The following is a 17,149-nucleotide window of genomic DNA, read 5'->3' as shown; positions in this document are numbered from 1 at the left end:
TCGGAAGCCAGTAGCGGTGCCGCCTACGGTGATATCGTCTGCCGTTCAAGGGCAAACCGGGCATATTCTTCCAACAGCACGGGATCATCCACCGACCCGAGATCCGCGACCGTTTCCAGCCGCGCTCCTTGCAGAAGCCGCTTGATGGGGACTTCCAGCTTCTTTCCGGTGCGGGTATGCGGAATTCCGGGCATGAAGACAATCTCGTCAGGCAGGTATCGGACGGAGAGGTTCTCACGGATTGATCTTGTGATCGCCTCTTGGGTCACGTCCGGATTGGCACCGTCGGCCAGGTGGACGAACAGCGGCATGTAGTAGTCAGTGCCCAGTTCCGCACCGACAACCAGGGCCTCGGCGACTTCCGGCAGCGATTCGACCACCGTGTAGATGTCTGCCGAACCGAGCCGCAGCCCGTTGCGGTTGAGGGTCGAGTCGGAACGGCCGTGGATGAGGATGCCCCGGTGCGTGAACTCGATGTAGTCCCCGTGCCGCCACACCCCCGGGTACATCGCGAAGTAGCTCTCGTGGTACCTGCTGCCATCGTCTCCCCAGAAGCTCAGCGGCATCGAGGGCATTGCCCTGGTCACTACCAGTTCGCCCTTGCCCCGGGTGGGATTGCCGGCTTCATCCCACGACTCCACGCGCACTCCGAGGGCCGGAGCCTGGATGTAGCCGACATGGACCGGCAATGTCGGGGATCCTCCCACGAAGATGGAGGCGATGTCGGTGCCACCACTCATCGAACTCAACCAGATGTCACCCACATTGCCGTAGACCCAGCGATAACCGTCGGCCGAAAGCGGCGATCCAGTGACCTGAAGGGAATTCAGGGCGTCCAGGTCGTGGTCGCGCATCGGTACCAGAGCCGCCTTCGCGCAGGCATGTACAAATCCCGCACCCACACCGAGGACCGCGACCTGCTCGGCTGCGGCAATCTGCCACACCCGGTCGATGGACGGGAAGGTGGGGTTTCCGTCGACGAGTACCGCCGTCGCCCCCACCCCCAGTGCGGAGACGAGCGCGTTCCACAGCACCCAGCTCGTAGAGGCCACGTTGAGATAGCGGTCCCCGGGCCGCAGGTCGGAGTGGATGAGGAGCATCTTCATTTCCTCAAGAAGCGCCCCGCCGTGCCCGTGCACGATGCCCTTGGGAATGCCCGTTGTCCCGGAGGAGAACAGGACCCACAGCGGGTGGCTGAACTCGACGTCCTCGAAGACGAGCTCCGCCGGTTCGGCCACGGCCTGGGCCCAGTCCACGGCCGGAACCCGGGTTGGGACACTCGGGACAGATGTATGCCGCCCCACCCAGATGATGTGCTCGAGGGTGGGAAGTTGAGCGAAGATCTCCCCCAGCTCCCCACGGCGGTCCCGGTCTTTCCCGCCGAGCCGGTAGCCCGGCGCGGCGATGACGACCTTTGGACCGAGCTGGGCGAACCGCGAAACGATCGCACCCGGGCCGAACTCAGGGGCGCAGACGGACCAAATAGCACCGATAGTGGCAGTGGCGAGCAGCCCGACGACGGCTTCGGCAACATTCGGAAGGATTCCGACGACCCGGTCCCCGTGGCCCACCCCGCGGTCCCGAAGGTGCGCGGCGAGGGATGCCACCTCGCGCCTCAGCGCGTCCCAGGTGACCTCTTCGCGCGTCCCGTCCTCGGCGATGCCCACCAGCGCAATTCCTTCGTGGCCCTGCAGCAGGTGCCGGGCGAAATTGAGGGTGCGTCCCGGAAACCACCGCGTGTGCGGCATGGCGTCAGTGGTGCAGACCGGTCCTGCCGTACCGCCGAACTCGACTCCCGCAAACCGGGCAAAGAGTTCCCAGAACTGTTCCGGCTCATCCACCGACCACTGCCAGAGCTCGTCGTAGCCTGCACTGACATCAATGCCTTGCCGGCCCAGGAAGGCGGCGAATTGCCCGATGCCGGTCTCCGCGCTGCGTTCGAGGTCGGGCTCCCAGATCACTTCGCCGTCTGCGGCGTGGGCGTTGAGGATCATGCGCTCTCCAAGGGCCGGGAAGCTTCCCTGCGTCGCTCGGCGATCTGGGATGCTGTGAGGGGCTCGGTTCCGATCAACACAAAAAGGACCCGGGCCGTGCGGTCGGTGCGATTGGACCACGCGTGGCTGGTGGCGCGTTGCACGGCCACGTCGCCGGCGCGCATGGTTGCCTCACCCTCGTCGACCAGCAGCGTGATCTCGCCCTCGAGCACGACAGCGTAGTCCAGCGAGTCGGTGCGATGGAACCAGAAGTGCTTGGAGCCGCTGTGCTCGGCGCCTGCTTCGGCCTCGTCGTGCCCGTCGAGCTCGCTAAAGATCACCGAACCCGCCTCGTCCGGATAGACGGCGTCCGGCGGGAAGTCTGCAATGCGCAGGATCGTCTCGCCGGCAGCGGGGAAGCTGGGAATCTCGGCGTCGGCCGCGGCCGGGTCCGCGTCGGTGACGTGGTCGATGCGTCCGGCCGCGGTCAGCCAGGGCACGGTGGCACCGAATCCCGGAATCACTTCCGAGGACCAGTGGTTGGGCGCGGCACCGTCCGAGAGGATGATGGCGCGTCCCTGGTCGTCGTGCCCGGTGACGATGCGGCGTACTGGGGGGCGGGTCATCAGACCACCCATTCTTCGTGCGGGTAGGTGCGCGGCTCGGGCCACCAGGGAGCCTTCTGGCGTTCGGTGGAGATCGGTGTGCGCAACGTGCCGACGCCTTCGAGCTCGAGTTCAATGACGTCGCCGGGCTTCAGGAACTTTCCGATTTCAACGCCGGCGCCGAAGCCCATCGTGCCCGATCCAATGATGTCGCCCGGCTGCAGGCGGTCGGAGATCGAGACGTAGGCCAGCAGCTCTGCGGGGGTGTAGACAAAGTCCTCGACCTTGGTGTCGGAGAGCACCTCCCCGTTGACGCGGACCTGGCCGCGCAGTCCCTCGATGGAATCGATTTCGTCCATGGTGGTGACCCAGGGGCCAATGCCGTAGCCGAAGTCCTTGCACTTCTGCGGGCCCATGCCGATCGCCATTTCCGCGCCTTGGATATCGCGTGCGCTGAAGTCGTTGAAGACGGTGATGCCAAAGAGGTGGTCCAGCGCCGTGTCCGGGGTCAGGTCGCTTCCGGACTTGCCCACGACGTAGCCGACCTCGAGTTCCCAGTCGAGGGCTTCGGTGAAGTCGGGGTAGGGCAGAACCTGGTTGTGGCCATAGGACATGGCCGTAGTGCCCTTGAAATACCCCGGACGCTCGTAGATCGACCTTGCCGGCTGTGCCTTGGCGACAATGCGGTGGAAGTTCTGGATGTGCTGCTCGAAGGTCAGCCCGTCGCGAATGACCGGGGCGTCGACCGCCGCCCGCCACGAGACCTCATCGATGGCAAGCGAAGCGTCGTCGGCCGCGGCAAGCGCAGCGTGTGCGGCGTCCAGGAATACGGCGCCTCCGCCGATTCCCGCCGCCAGGCTTCCGGGAAGCACCGCCAGGGCGAGAGCCCGGGCGCGCTCGGGCTCGGCAGCCTTGCGCTGCAACGTCAAGGCATAGGCGCGGGCAAGGTCAATAACCCGGCCCTGCTCCGGCTGGGCCGCGACGAGTCGAATCTGCTCGCCGTCGGGCGTGGGCACTGCTATACGTCCCAGTTTCATGGTTGCTCCTTTGGACATCAAACATACGATACGTACAGTATCGCATTGGGTTGGTGGGGTTGCAATAGACAAGTTCGTGGGGGTGACGCTCAGTTACCGACCGTGGCGGCCCGGGTGGCCCTCAGGAGTGGTTCGCCGTCGCAGAGCTCCTCCAGCCCGATGTCCGGCGGAAGCATGCCCAGGCTTCGACGGATCCCGGTCAGCAGTCCAAGTCCGCGCTGATCCACCGCAAGCGTGCGGGCGCGCGCGCCCCAGGCCGCCGTGGCCGCCGCCTGGTAGCCGCAGCGTTCAAGCAACTCGATTCCCTCCGCGTCGGTCATCGACTCTCCGGCCGCCACCCCGCGCACCAAAGCGCCCAGGTAGCGTTCCAGCTCTGCGGAAGCGAGAAGCTCGGCGCGGACCACCAGGCCTTGGCCCGGCAGTTCCGGCAGCAGGGCATTGACGTCCACCACGCGCCGCATCCCGGCCTTTTCGGCCAGTTTGTCGAACGGCGGCCCGAGCAGGGTCGCGTCCACTTGGCCGCCGAGCAGCGCGTCCAAGCGTTCGCGAACGCCGCCCACCACCACGTAGTCGACCTCGACGCCGGCGTCCCGTAGCAGGTGCTTGGCGATGAGCGCGAAACCGTTGTCGGGGGCGTCCACGGCGAACCGGCACCCGGCCAGGTCCGCGAGGGATTCCACGTCACCGCCTGCATGGATGCCCAGCTGCGTGGTCTGCTCGACCTGGGCAACCAGGCGCACGTCGGCGCCGGCCCGGGTCCATTCGAACAGGTTGTCGATAGCCGTGACCACCATGTCCTGCTCCCCGGCAAGCAGGGCCCGCAGCTGCTCCGCGCTCGAGGGCGTCCGGGTGGGCAGCACCTCAACACCGCGCAGAAATCCCAGCTCGGCCGCCAGCAGATAGGACACCGGCGGAACGAAGTGGCTTTGACGCAGGATCACGGGGCGGCCCCGCCGGCCGCGGCGACCGCGTCCGGGCGATCCACATACCAGGGAGGCAACTGCCCGCTAGGCCCACGGACCGTTGAACGCTGGATGCCGAGACCAGAGATTTCCGCCTCCATCACGTCGCCGTCCCTCAGGTAACGGCCCCAATGCGAACCGTTGCCCGCAGGCGAACCGGTGATGAGGACATCGCCGGGCAGCAGCACGGCCACCGAGGAGGCGTAGGCGATCAGGCTCGGGATGTCGAAGAGCAGGTCATCGGCCAAGGCATCCTGCATCAGCGTGCCGTTGAGGCTCAAGCGGATGCGGAGCTTCGCAGGATCCGGGACGAACCGCTTCGGCACCACGTAGGGGCCGGTGGGGAAGAACGTCGGCTGGTTCTTGGCACGGAACCAGTCGGTGCCCATCATCGCGATGTCGTTGCGCGGTACGAGCGTGCGCGCCGTGATGTCGTTGACGATCGTATACCCGGCCACGTAGTCGAAAGCGTCTTCGGCCGCGACCCGGTGCGCCCTGCGGCCGATGACCACGCCAAGCTCCAGTTCCCAGTCGACGTTTCCGCCGACATCCGGCAACTTCACGTCATCGTAGGCGCCGCAGACCGCCGAGGGGATCCCGGTCCAGACGTAGGGGTCGCCCGTCCGGCCGCGCTCGTCGATTTCGGCTGCGGCGTCGGCGGCCAGTTGCGCCGCATCGGCGCCTTCCTTGCCGAGCTTGTGGGCCACACTCATCTGCAGGACGTGCTCACGGTAGTTCGCCCCCGCGGCGATGATGGTGCCCACCGGCTGCACCGGCGGCAGCACCCGCAGCCCGTCGAGCGGGCGTGCGCCCGCCGCTGCCGGGTCGATGGCCTCGAGGGCGTCCAGGTGCGCATCCCAGTCAGCGAACAGGTCCCCGATCCGCCCGATTCCCGGCACCACTGTGCGCAGGTCAACGACGTCGTCGCCGAAGACCACACCGGGAAACTCCTCCCCGCCGTCCTCGAAAGTGCCCAGCATGAATCCGTTCACGCGTGCCTCTTCCATGAATCCTCCATTAGTCATTGTCTACTGCCGCTATACCGGTGGGGCCACGTACAGGCCCTTGTCGCGGTCGTTGAACATTTCGCGGGCGATGAATTCGTCCATGTCGCCGCCGGTTCCCCATTGGTCGGAGGTCTCGGGGTCGCGCGTGTCAAAGATGCTTGGATGCCAGGTATCCTCATCCACCGAATCCAGCTCGGTGGTGTATTCCATGGTGTTCCCGTTGGGATCGTGGAAGTAGGTGAAGGTGTTGTCCCCGGCCTTGTGGCGGCCAGGGCCCCAGATTTTCTTGAACCCGGACCGCAGCAGCTTGCCGCTTCCGCGCATGTACTCGTCGATGCCGCGCAGCTCGAAGGACGCGTGCTGCAGCGAGGCATGCGGACCGCGGGAGATCGCTATGGAGTGGTGTTGTGCATTGCAGCGCATGAAGTAGAAGAGGTCGCCCATGTGCGGGTGGTTCAGGGTGTCGGAGAGACGGAAGCCCAGATGCTGTTCATACCAGGCGCGCATCTTTTCCGGTTCCGGGGAGTTGAGCACCACGTGGGAGAGCCGCACCGGGATCGCCTCGCGTTCCTCGATCTTGCGGTGCTTGCGCACCTCAACATCGGAGGAGACCTCGATGGTGCGTCCCTCCAAGTCGAAGAAGCGGAAGCCGTATCCCCCACCGAGGGTCTTGACGTCATCGGGTTCGCCAATGAGCTTCACGCCCTTGGCAATGAGGTCCGAGGCGAGCTGGTCCACCGAGGCCTTGTCCGCCGCGCCGAACGCGACCATGTCAAGGCGCTTCTCATCGGCCTCGCGCACGCGGACCGAATACTGTTCCGGGGATCCCTCGGCGGCGAAGTAGGTCACGCCGCCGTCGTTCTCCATTTCGGTGAGGCCCCAGTGGTTCTTGTAGAACTCAACCTGCTTCTGGTAGTCGGGCACCGCGATGTCGAAGTGCCTCAGGTGTGTGATGGGGCTGAATGCCATGATGGTCTCCTGTGTTCTGTCCGTTTGACGCGGATGTGGGTTTAGATGCGTGCCGGCACGTTGTGGCCGGCCTGCGGAATGCTGCGGATGAGGCGCTCCAGGGCCTCGGGGGTGTCGCCGAGGCCCAGGATGTAGCGGTCCGGGCGAACGACGACCGCCTGGGCGCCGGCGGCGGCAAGGATCTGGCCGACCTTGGCCGGATCGAACAGGACCACGACGTCGGCATGTTCCTCAAGTAGTTCCCGCAGTGGGGCCGGGACCGCGGCATAGAGCTCGCGGGTTGTTGCCACCAGGAAACGGCTTCCCACCATGTCATCCAGGCGCACCCCGTCGGCGAGGATCGGCTGCATGCCGAGCCGGCCGGCGCGTTCGTCGGTGCCGCCGTCGTGCAGGCCAGGGCCCAGCGCGGGTGAGATCGGTGCGGATGCGGCGGGGTTTGCGCGGATGAAGGCGTCACGCTGCTTCGCGGTGTCGGCGTCGGTGGTTTGCATGAAGCCCGCCGCCCGGGTTGCCTGCTCGACCCAGAACCGTGCATGCGGCATGCGTTCACTCTCGTAGGTGTCAAGGAGGCTGTCGTCGGCCGCACCGCGCTTGACGGCATCGAGCTTCCACACCAGGTTGGCCACGTCGCGTATTCCGGCGCATAGGCCCTGACCAAAAAGCGGTGGCGCCTGGTGGGCTGCGTCCCCCGCCAGGAAGATGTTCCCGGCGCGCCACTGCCGTGCGATGCGGCCACGGAAGGTATAAATAGCGAGCCGGTCTGCAGTGAATCTGTCTGTCGGCAGCACGCCGTGGCTGATCTTTTCCACACCCGCAGGGGTGGCAATTTCCTCGGGGTCGTCCCCCGGCATCAACATGAACTCCATCCGCACCCGTTTGCCGGGGAGGCGGATCCACAGGGCGGGCCTTGTGTGATGACCCAGGAAGATCATGTCGGAAGACAGGCCGGGGCCTTCTTCCAAAATGCCGTCCGCGACAAGCCACTGTGCATCCTCGCCCAGCTTTTCGCACTCGATGCCCAGCGCCTGGCGGCTTGGTGAACGTGCCCCGTCCGCTGCGATGGCCCAGCGGGCGCGAATTAAGGATTTCGCGCCGTCGGAGCCACGCACCGCCACCTCGACGCCCGGTCCCTCATTGCGCACGGAGAGCACGCTGGTGCCTCGGCGGAGCTCGACGCCGGGAAGTTCTTCCACGACATCCCGCAGCAGGACCTCGATGTCCGGTTGGTGAAAGGTGAGATCGTCGTGCCAACCCTGGGTGCCAAACTGACCCGTGGGCAAGGACACCAGGACTTCCCGCTCCTCGTTCTCGATGTGGAAGGAGGACATCGGCAAAGTTACCTCGGCAAAGCGCTCGGCGACTCCCAGCGATTGGAGGGTGCGGAAGGTTTCACCATCAAAGTGCACGGCGCGGGCAGTTGGCCAAACCTGGACATCACGCTCCACCCCGATGGCGGTCAGACCTGCGCGCCCCAGCAAGGCCAGCGCAGTGACTCCTACAGGCCCTCCCCCGATCACTACCACGTCGACGTTGACGTTAGCCATCTTGCTCCTTCAAGTTCAGTACGTATCGTTTCGAATAAAAAGTAACATGCATCACTTAGCCGCACAAGGGCACGGGTGGGCTTGAATGCGCGTCTAGCCTTGCGACTCAGGCCTTCCAGACGGTCTTGAGGTTGCAGAACTCCCGGATGCCGTCCGCGGCGAGCTCACGCCCGAACCCGGAGCGCTTGATCCCGCCGAACGGAAGCTCCTGGTGCGAGACGGTCATGCCGTTGACGAACACCGCGCCGGCGTCAAGATTGGCCGTGAACCATTCCTCTTCCTGGGCGTCGCTGGTCCAGACCGCGCTGGAAAGCCCGAAGGTGGTCTGATTGGCGATCCGCAGGGCGTCCTCGCGGTCCGCCGCACGATAGAGCGAGGCGACGGGCCCAAAGGTCTCCTCCTGGATGATCCGCATCCCGTCGCTGAGCCCGGCGAGCACCGTGGGGGCGTAAAAGAAGCCGGGGCCCCCGGGGGTCACCCCGCCGGTCAGCACCTGGGCACCCAGGGCGCGGGCGTCCTCAACGAGCCCGGCCAGCTCATCGCGCCCTGACAGGGTGGCCAAGGGCCCTACCTGGGTCGCGGGATCCAGCGGGTCCCCGACGACAAGCTCCGACATCAGCTTCACGAATTCGGCGGCGAACGCGTCATAGACCTCGGTGTGCACGATGAAGCGCTTGCCGGCAATACAGGACTGGCCGTTGTTGCTGATCCGCGCACGCACGGCGGTCGCCGCCGCGGCCGAGACGTCCGCCGAGGGCATGACAATGAAAGGGTCCGACCCACCGAGCTCCAGCACGGCCTTCTTCACATGGTCCCCGGCAATGGAGGCAACGGAGCGCCCCGCCGGCTCGGAACCCGTCAAGGTGACCGCCTTGACCCTCGTATCGGCCAGGACGCCGGCCACCTCGGAGCCGCCGATCAGCAGAGTGCGGAAGGAGCCGCGCGGGAACCCTGCCCGCTCAAAGAGCGTGTCAAGGAAGAGCGCCGCCTGCGGCACGTTCGAGGCATGCTTGAGCAGGCCGGAGTTGCCCGCCATAAGCGCCGGGGCCGCAAACCGGATGACCTGCCAGAGGGGGTAGTTCCAGGGCATGACCGCCAGGACGGTGCCCAGCGGTTCGTAGCGAGTCCACGCGCGGGTTGCGCCGACAGTTGACGGGTCCGCCAGCGGGGCATCGGCCAGGAATTCCCCGGCATGCTCGGCGTAGAAACGCATGGCCTTGACGCACTTGTGCACCTCGGCAATCGATTGCGCAATCGGCTTGCCCATCTCGACGGTGATCAATTCGCCCAGGCCCTCCGCCTGACCCTCCAAGATGTCCGCCGCGGCGAGCATCCACTGCCCACGCTGGGCGAACGTGCTGCCGCGCAGGAGCCGCGCCGCTTCGGCGGCTTCCGCGATGCGATCCTGGACTTCCTCGGCCGAGTGCGGCTCAATGATCATTTCGGTCGAACCGGTGGTCGGGTTGACGGTTGCGATTGCCATGGTTGGGATCCTTTCCTGGAGACGTGTTCTCTGTCACGACTATATAGGATACGATTCGTATCGGATACTATTTGGGTCTACTCAGTAAATCCACCCACGCCCGCAGCCCGTGGACCGGCTGCCCGACATCCAAGGAGTGCCCCCGTGAGCACCAATGGCGAGTTACCGAACAATCTTCCGCTCTTTCTCACCGACGCCGACGTCGCCAGCCTTTCGGACTGGGCCGGGGCGATCGAAGCCATCCGCACCGCCTACAAGGCCCCCGACGACGAGGGCGGCACACCGGGAAGGATCTTCGCCCAGACACCTCGCGAATGGTTGCGGATCATGCCCTCGGTGCCGCCCAACGGCCAACTGTTCGGCGCAAAGTCAATCGCCGGGTCCTTCGCGGACGGCCTGCGCGTCAGCTATCTGATTTCACTCTTCGACAAGGACACCGCGGATCTGGTGGCTCTCGTGGACGGAAATCGCGTCACCGGCCTGCGCACCGCAGCGACCACTGCCGTGGGCACCTCCACGATCGTGCCGCAGCGGCCGCTGATCGTCGGTGTGATCGGCTCCGGCTTTGAGGCGCGTTCCCACCTGACAGCCTTTTCCCACCTGCTTGAGTTCGCCGACATCCGTGTGTTCAGTCCGACCCCTGCCAACCGCGAGGCCTTTGCACGCGAGTTCGACGGCACGTTCGGCGCACCCGCACGAGCTGTCGGCTCGGCCCGCGAGGCCGCGGAAGGCGCGGATCTCATCCTGTGCGCGGCACGCTCCCGCGACGAGTCCCCTACGCTGCTGGCCGAATGGGTCGGCCCGAACGCCGCGGTGGTCTCGATCGGTTCCACGACCCCCGCACAACGCGAGCTGCCCGCGGAGCTGATCGCCCGCGCCGCGGTCGTCGTGGTGGACACCCGTGACGAGGTCGTGCACGGCAGCGGGGACATGATCGCGGCCCGGGCACACGGCGTCGATGTCGATTCGCTCATTGTCACACTCAATGCCGTCCTGACCGGCGAAACCGCCATCGACGCGGAGCACGGGATCCGTATCTACAAGTCGACCGGTTCCGGCCTGCAGGACATCGTTGTTGCCGAGATGCTCGTTAACCGCGCCCGCGCCGAGGGCATCGGCACCGTCCTGCCCGTCGGCATCGTCACCAGCCGCAAATAGACCCCACTGATAATAAAGGAGAACAACATGGTGGAATACACCAAATCCGAAGCCCGCTCCTGGGCCCGGGAGAACTTCGTCGGCACCGTCGCGGTGACGCACCCGTCCTTCACCCCGGACTTCTCTGCCATCAACGAAAACGCGATCCGCCACGACATCCTCCTGCTCAAGGAACGTGGCTACAAGGGTTCCCTGCTGATCGCCGAAGCGAATATCACCCCGGAGGAGAACGCCCGAATCACAGCCATCGCCCGCGAAGCAGCCGGCCCGGACTTCGCCCTCTTCTTCCACGCAATCTTCGGCACCCTGGAAGAAAACATCCATGCGGCAAACCTGGCTACCAAGGCCGGCGCCGACCGCGCGCTGCTGGCCTACCCTTCATCGTTCTGGCCGACCTCGTACGACGAGGTGTTCGACTACACCAAGCGTTTCACCGACGAAACCGATCTGGCCACCATGCTGTTCCCGCTCCCCGCCTGGGGCTTCGAGCGCATCCACCCCGCAGGCATGAGCGTGGACTTCGTGCGCCGCGTCCTCGACGCGATGCCGAGCATCGTCGCCATCAAGGCCGAACAGGGCTACCCGGGCATCCCCGGAGTCATGGAGATGTACCACCACTTCCGCGATGAAGTAGTGATCTCCTGCCCCATCGAGGCCGAAATAATCCCCCTCATGTCGGTCTTGGACGTCCAGTTCTCCGGCACCGCGAACACGAACTGGATGGGAGACTACTACCCCAAGGCCTTCGAACTGGCGCGCACCGGCAAATGGGAAGAAGCCATGAAGCGCTACTGGGAGGTCCAGCCGGCCCGGGCCGCCAATATGGCTGTATCGTCCACTTCCACCCCGGGCACCAGTTCCATCAACCGCACCCAGTGGAAGTACCAGGAGTGGCTCTCCGGCTTCAACGGCGGCGCCCTGCGCCCGCCGGCAGTCAGACTTCCCGACCGCTTCATGAAGCAGCTGCGCGCAAGCCTGGAAGCCTCGGGACTGCCCGTCACCGATTCCCCGGACTCGGAATTCTTGCGCGGACGCGTCAGCCCCTAAGCGGCCGTCCGGCGGAGTGCCGGCATTGGAAAGCCCCTTGGACCACTGAACCGGCATGCTGGTTCAGTGTCCCAAGGGGCTTCTTTGCGCGTGAAAACGGCTTGAATGACCTTGAATGACTAGATGCAGCACCGGAACCGATCCGGCGACCGCGGGCCACCCTTGACGAAATCAGAGGACGCAGGGAACGGGATCGTGCGTCGGCCGCCGAAACGGACTACAAACAGGCAAGCGGCGGGTGGATGTCGATTCGACATCCACCCGGCGGAAGAGGCCCTCGGTTCCGGTCCAGGACCGGTGATGAGTGTGCTCCTGCGTCGGCGTCAGGCCCCGGGATTATCCGAAGAACGCGTTGAGTCGTTCACCGGCCCGGCGTTGGTCCCGGCACCCGGCACCCGGACATCGGCAGGCCGGGTGGAGGATCATCGCTCGTGCTCATGACTCGCACCGCCCCTATGCGCCGGGGTTTGAGAAGAATGCGTTGAGCCGGTCGGTGGGCAGGTAGTCCGCCGGGTCGCCGGCCAGGTCTGTCAGGTCATTGTGGTCCCACGAGGGGTCCGCGACCTTGGCGAGGTTCTCCCGGGAGACGATCACCGAGGGTTCAACGATCTGGTTGATCTTCGGTCCCTCGCCCTTCAGGATGCGCAGGGCCACATCGACCACTGCCTCACCGGTGCGCACGGACGGGGTCGTGGTGCCGAAGTAGGGGTAGCCGGGGTTTGCCAGCGCCCAGGAGGAGAATCCCTGGCTGGACCCGTCGTCCGCGATCGGCGGCACCTCCATGCCCGATTCCACAAAGGCGTTGCGGATGCCGACGCCCATCGTTCCGGCCTGCAAGACGGCGTCAACCCCGGCAGGGTGGGTCGCAAGGAACTTCTGGACCTCCGCCTGGGCCGTGGCCGGTTGGAAGAAGCCGGTGACCGACCCGGCGACCTTGACCTCCGGGCAGTTAGCCAGGACGGCGTCGATGCCCAGGCCCGCGAAGGTCGAGACCGGGATGCCCGGGATGCCGTCGACGCGCAGGACGTTGCCCTTGCCCCCGATTGACGCCACGGTGCCGGCGGTGACCTGGGCGATAGCGAGCGGGGTATTCCTCGTCACACTCACGGCGTACTCGGAATCGATCGGCACCTGGGCGGCAACCAGCGGGATGCCGGCGTCATGGGCGGCCTTTGCCAAGCCCACGGACGGCTCCGGTGCGATGGCGGTGTAGATGATCACGTCCGGCTTGAGCGAGAGCGCTTCGTTGAACTGCTGAAGCTGCAGGGGCACGTTCGACGGGTCATCTGGGGCGAAGTCGCCGACGATCTTGACACCATTGGCCTTCAGGCTCGTGCGGATCGCCTCCGACATGGAGGCAATGAAGGGGCTGGCAGGTGGCATGCCCACGATCGCAGCCGTGAAACCCTCAGTCTTCTTCGACTTGTAGTCGGCCCATGCCGATTTCCGGATCTCGTAGGGGTAGAGGTTGTAGCCCGCGGCGATCTCCTTGGGCAAACCGGACAGCAGGCCGTTCGGATCGTTCGCCCTACCCGTAGGCAGCGACCCGCAGGTCCCGGCTGCCGCCGGCGACACCTTGGCGGGGGTTGCCCCTCCGGAGGAGCCCGGGGCCGCTGGCGCCGATGCCGAGCAGCCCGTCAGGACGAGGGCGCCGGCCCCCAGAATCGCGGCGCCGACCGTCGAGAAGCGGGGGAAAAAGGTCGTCTTCTTCATGGTTTATCTCCTGCCATATAAAACGATTCGTATCGTATGGCATCAGGTTAGGCACATGCGGTACGATTCGTCTAGTTTCGAATATGACCTGAGACACATTTATCGGCCATTCAAAGGAGATTCGCCGTGAACAACCAACCATCCGGCCTGATGCTCGCCGGGGTGAGCAAGCGGTTCGGTGCCACGCGCGCCGTTATCGACGGTGACCTCCATCTCCGGCCGGGCGAGATCCACACGCTCCTGGGCGAAAACGGCTCAGGGAAGAGCACGCTCGTAAAGATCCTGGGTGGGGTGCACCGTCCTGACGCCGGCTCCGTCACATTGGACGGCGTCCCCGTCAACAGCCGATCGCCACGACAGGCCATGGACCTGGGGATTGCGGCGGTGTTCCAAGAGGTCCTCACCGCGGGGAGCCAGTCGGTCCTCGAGAATGTCTGGCTCGGGTCCCACGGGACGTTCCGTCGCCGGCTGGGCCGCGCCGAGCAGCGATCAATAGCGCAAGATGTCCTCTCGCGTATCGCCGGCGAGGTACCCCTCGATCTTCCCGCCGGCCAACTCTCGCTCTCCGAGCGGCAGTCCATCTGCATTGCGCGGGCGCTCGTGCGAAAGCCCAAGGTGCTCATCCTTGATGAGTCAACGGCTTCCCTGGACGTTAGGTCCCGTGATCGGCTCTTCGTCGAGCTGCGCCGACTCGCGGCCGGGGGGACCGCCATCCTGTTCATCTCGCACCGGATGGACGAGGTCGCGGAGATTTCGGACAGGGTCACCGTTCTGCGGTCCGGCCGGAGCGTGTCCACCGTGGACCGTTCGGACCTGTCCGTCGACCGGTTGATCTCGGACATGACCGGAAACTCCGGCCACAACGAGACCCGGCGGCAGCCGCACGACCCCGGGGACGTCATCCTTCGGGGATCCGCCGTCCGTCTGGCACCGGCCTCGGCACCCATCGACTTCGAGCTGCGCGCCGGTGAGGTCGTGGGCCTCGCCGGGCTTGAAGGCCACGGACAGGACCAGTTCATCAAGCGCCTGGCCGGCGTGGCTGCCGGGCCGGGCAGGGTTGTTCGCCTCCTGCCCGAGGGCGCCGCAGACCTTACCGAGCGGAACGGGGATGCCTTGGGGGTCGCGTACCTGCCTCGGGAGCGTCGCGGTGAGTCACTGTTCGAGTCCATGTCGATCCGGGAGAACTTCGCACTCCCGACCCTGGGGGAGGACCGTCGCTGCGGGTTGCTGGACACCCGCAGCATCGCCAGGCGGTTCGATGCGTTCGCTCGGTCCTTGTCACTGCGCTTCGGCGCCGCGCAGGATGCAATTTCAACCCTGTCCGGCGGCAACCAGCAGAAGGTGCTGCTGGCCCGCTGGCTTGCCACGGACCCCAGGGTCCTGCTGCTTAACGACCCCACGCGAGGGGTCGACATCGGGACCAAGCGGGAGATCTACGCAATCCTGGACCGGCTCAGTGCCGAAGGCATGAGCGTCGTGGTCCTCTCCAGCGAGGTCGACGAACTCGTCGACCTCGCAGACCGCGTCCTGGTTTTCCGCGACCAATCAGTGTTTGCCGAGATCCCCCATTCCGAGCTTTCCACCGAGTCCATCGTCGCCGCATACTTCGGCCAGAAATCAGAGGTGCATACATGAACCGCGTCCTCCCCCTGTTCCAGCGCTGGCCTTTCGCCTTTGCCCTGCTGCTCGCACTGGTGCTGCTGGTGTTGAACCTGATCGTCTCACCGTCCTTCCTCTCCCCCGCGCGTCTCCCCGGCACCCTGGCAACGCTGGCGCCGTTCGTGCTGGTGGGATTCGCCTCCACGCCCTCGATCCTCGCCGGTGGCATTGACATTTCGGTCGGTCCCCTGGCCACCTTCAGCAACTGCCTGTTCGTCGCCATCCTCATTCCCGCGGGGCTGGGCAACTGGCATCTCGCGGCACCCATCATCCTGGCGGTGGCCGCCGGAATCGGAGCCCTGAACGGAATCCTGGTCGCCGTCGTGCGCCTGCATCCGGTGGTCGCAACCACCGGGATGCTGTTCCTGCTCGTTGGCCTGTCGCTGACCATCGCCCAGAATCCGGTGGCCGCCCCGAATAATTGGACGGAGGTCTTCGCCGGGGGCATCGGCATCGTCCCGGGCGCTCTCCTGACCATCGGCGTCGCCGGGCTGATTTGGTTCGCCCTGCGCCGCACGGCCTTCGTCAGCAATCTCCTCGCGACCGGCGAGAGTGATGTTTCAGCCTACGGTTCCGGCGTGAACATCAAGGCAATCCGGATCCTGGCCTATACCCTCGGCGGCCTCTTCGCCGGAATCGCGGGAATCGCCCTGACGGCTATCGTGCAGTCATCGCAGTCTTCGCTCGCCTCCACCTATGCCCTGCTGGGGCTCGCCGCGGCCGTGCTGGGCGGAACGAGCCTGGCCGGCGGCCGCGGCGGGCTGTTGGGTGCCCTCTTCGGGGCGGTCTCCATCTATCTGCTGCAACAGTTGCTCACGGCCTCGGGCGTGGCACCCAGCCTCATCCAATTTGCCTACGGCGCCGTCCTCGTCGTTGGCGTCGTGCTGGGCGCGACGCTGCTGGCCCCCCGCTTGAAGAGGAACGCATCATGAGCAGTGACACCCTGTCCCCCGCACCAAAAACCCAGGCACCGACGGTCCGGCCCAGACCCTGGACCAGGTTCAGGGCCTGGGTCTTCGAGGTACCGGCCCTGCAGGTCCTTGTCGTGCTGGCCCTGGCGGCCTGGCTGGTGATCACCATACCGGCAATCGCAAACCCCAGGTCAATCACCTCGATACTGGTCATCACGTCCCTGCTGGCCCTGGCAGCCATGGGCCAGACGCTTGTGGTGATCCTGGGCGGGCTTGACCTGGCGGCCCCGGGTTACATCCTTTTCGGTACATTCATGGCGGCGAACGTCGCGGGTAAGCTCGGGGTCCCTGCGGTCGTAGCCCTGCTGATCACAGTCGTGGTCTGCGGCGGCGTCGGCGCCCTGATCGGCTGGATCTGCCACCGCTTCGCGGTCCAGCCACTGGTCGTCACGCTGGGCACCGGCGCGGCCATCACGGGCGCGACCCTGTTCCTCGCCGACGGCGACTATTCCTCCGCCCCGCCGGAGGCGCTGCGTTCCCTGGCCAGCCTAAGGGGGACCACCCTTGGCCTGCCATTCCCCCCGATCATCCTGATCGTGCTTCTCTGCGGGGTGGGAATGTGGCTTTTCCTCAATCGCACCGCGGCGGGACGTCGCTTCTACGCGACGGGAATCAATTTCCGGGCCGCTCAATTGGCAAGGGTCCGGACCGCTGCCGTGTGGACCATGGTCTTTGCAGCCTCCGGAGCCCTGGCCGGGGTTGCCGGCATCTTCATCGCATCCTTCGGCGCGGGATGGTCGCAAACCATCGGGGAACCCTACCTGTTCTCCGGCCTGGCCGCGGTCCTCGTCGGCGGCTCGATCTTCGGCTCGATTCGCGGCAGCTACACCCGGACGCTGCTGGGCGCACTCACTCTCACCCTCTTGTCAACGATCATCGTCAGCAATGGGCTGACGGATGCCCAGAGCCGCATCGTCTTCGGGGTCATCATCCTTGCTGTGGTGTCGCTCTACGGTCGGGAACGCCACGTCCGAGACAGGTTCTGAGGCCTGGTCCGGTTTCCGCTACTTTCGCCGTTCCA

14 protein-coding genes are annotated in these 17,149 nt (G+C 65.7%); 5 read left to right on the top strand and 9 right to left on the bottom strand.

Features of this window, described 5'->3' with window-relative positions; genetic code table 11:
• Positions 1–23: 23 nt before the first annotated feature.
• The 8 genes from AC1D0A_RS20905 to AC1D0A_RS20870 all read right to left on the bottom strand — a co-directional run bounded on the left by AC1D0A_RS20905 (position 24) and on the right by AC1D0A_RS20870 (position 9,580).
• Entirely contained in the window at positions 24–1,994 is a 1,971-nt protein-coding gene (locus tag AC1D0A_RS20905; protein ID WP_459384522.1) for an acetoacetate--CoA ligase, read from the bottom strand.
• The gene (locus AC1D0A_RS20900) at positions 1,991–2,599 is read right to left on the bottom strand and encodes a cupin domain-containing protein (RefSeq protein WP_476858218.1); all 609 of its coding nucleotides are present in this window, start codon (positions 2,597–2,599) and stop codon (positions 1,991–1,993) included. Before AC1D0A_RS20900 ends, AC1D0A_RS20905 begins: the two co-directional genes overlap by 4 nt.
• A complete protein-coding gene (locus tag AC1D0A_RS20895; RefSeq protein WP_476858219.1) occupies positions 2,599–3,615 on the bottom strand; it encodes a fumarylacetoacetate hydrolase family protein in 1,017 nt (338 codons plus the stop codon). The genes AC1D0A_RS20900 and AC1D0A_RS20895 overlap by 1 nt, the downstream gene beginning before the upstream one ends.
• An 89-nt stretch (positions 3,616–3,704) precedes the next feature.
• Entirely contained in the window at positions 3,705–4,556 is an 852-nt protein-coding gene (locus AC1D0A_RS20890) for an ABC transporter substrate-binding protein (protein ID WP_476946724.1), read from the bottom strand.
• Positions 4,553–5,584 (bottom strand): fumarylacetoacetate hydrolase family protein, encoded by a 1,032-nt coding sequence (locus tag AC1D0A_RS20885; RefSeq protein ID WP_476944186.1) that lies wholly within the window; start codon positions 5,582–5,584, stop codon positions 4,553–4,555. The genes AC1D0A_RS20890 and AC1D0A_RS20885 overlap by 4 nt, the downstream gene beginning before the upstream one ends.
• A 30-nt stretch (positions 5,585–5,614) precedes the next feature.
• The gene (locus tag AC1D0A_RS20880; protein WP_476868224.1) at positions 5,615–6,553 is read right to left on the bottom strand and encodes a VOC family protein; all 939 of its coding nucleotides are present in this window, start codon (positions 6,551–6,553) and stop codon (positions 5,615–5,617) included.
• Between the two features lie 41 nt (positions 6,554–6,594).
• Positions 6,595–8,097 carry a bifunctional 3-(3-hydroxy-phenyl)propionate/3-hydroxycinnamic acid hydroxylase gene (locus tag AC1D0A_RS20875; protein WP_476946723.1) on the bottom strand — a complete coding sequence of 501 codons (1,503 nt, stop codon included), beginning with the start codon at positions 8,095–8,097 and terminating at the stop codon, positions 6,595–6,597.
• 106 nt (positions 8,098–8,203) lie between these two features.
• The gene (locus AC1D0A_RS20870) at positions 8,204–9,580 is read right to left on the bottom strand and encodes an aldehyde dehydrogenase family protein (protein WP_476946722.1); all 1,377 of its coding nucleotides are present in this window, start codon (positions 9,578–9,580) and stop codon (positions 8,204–8,206) included.
• A gap of 144 nt (positions 9,581–9,724) precedes the next feature.
• On the opposite strand from AC1D0A_RS20870, the gene AC1D0A_RS20865 reads away from it, so the two are divergent.
• Both AC1D0A_RS20865 and AC1D0A_RS20860 read left to right on the top strand, forming a co-directional pair.
• Positions 9,725–10,738: an ornithine cyclodeaminase family protein gene (locus tag AC1D0A_RS20865; protein ID WP_230008245.1), complete on the top strand. Its 1,014-nt coding sequence runs from the start codon at positions 9,725–9,727 to the stop codon at positions 10,736–10,738.
• 27 nt (positions 10,739–10,765) lie between these two features.
• Entirely contained in the window at positions 10,766–11,785 is a 1,020-nt protein-coding gene (locus AC1D0A_RS20860; RefSeq protein WP_459384515.1) for a dihydrodipicolinate synthase family protein, read from the top strand.
• A gap of 453 nt (positions 11,786–12,238) precedes the next feature.
• Here the strand turns inward: AC1D0A_RS20860 and AC1D0A_RS20855 are convergent, their stop codons facing one another.
• Entirely contained in the window at positions 12,239–13,498 is a 1,260-nt protein-coding gene (locus AC1D0A_RS20855; RefSeq protein ID WP_476946721.1) for a substrate-binding domain-containing protein, read from the bottom strand.
• A 126-nt stretch (positions 13,499–13,624) separates the two neighbouring features.
• Between AC1D0A_RS20855 and AC1D0A_RS20850 the strand changes: the two genes are divergently transcribed.
• From AC1D0A_RS20850 to AC1D0A_RS20840, 3 genes are read left to right on the top strand one after another with little or no spacing between them, the layout of a single operon-like run.
• On the top strand, positions 13,625–15,133 hold the full coding sequence (locus AC1D0A_RS20850) for a sugar ABC transporter ATP-binding protein (RefSeq protein WP_476946720.1): 1,509 nt from the start codon (positions 13,625–13,627) through the stop codon (positions 15,131–15,133).
• Entirely contained in the window at positions 15,130–16,089 is a 960-nt protein-coding gene (locus AC1D0A_RS20845; protein ID WP_476946719.1) for an ABC transporter permease, read from the top strand. The genes AC1D0A_RS20850 and AC1D0A_RS20845 overlap by 4 nt, the downstream gene beginning before the upstream one ends.
• Positions 16,086–17,114, top strand: coding sequence for an ABC transporter permease (locus AC1D0A_RS20840; protein ID WP_476946718.1), 1,029 nt, complete (start codon positions 16,086–16,088; stop codon positions 17,112–17,114). The genes AC1D0A_RS20845 and AC1D0A_RS20840 overlap by 4 nt, the downstream gene beginning before the upstream one ends.
• Positions 17,115–17,149 lie beyond the last annotated feature (35 nt).

The organism is Arthrobacter sp. P1_D4 (assembly GCF_056406115.1).
The sequence above is the reverse complement of the archived record's forward strand: the minus strand, read 5'-3'. Positions and strand labels throughout refer to the sequence as shown.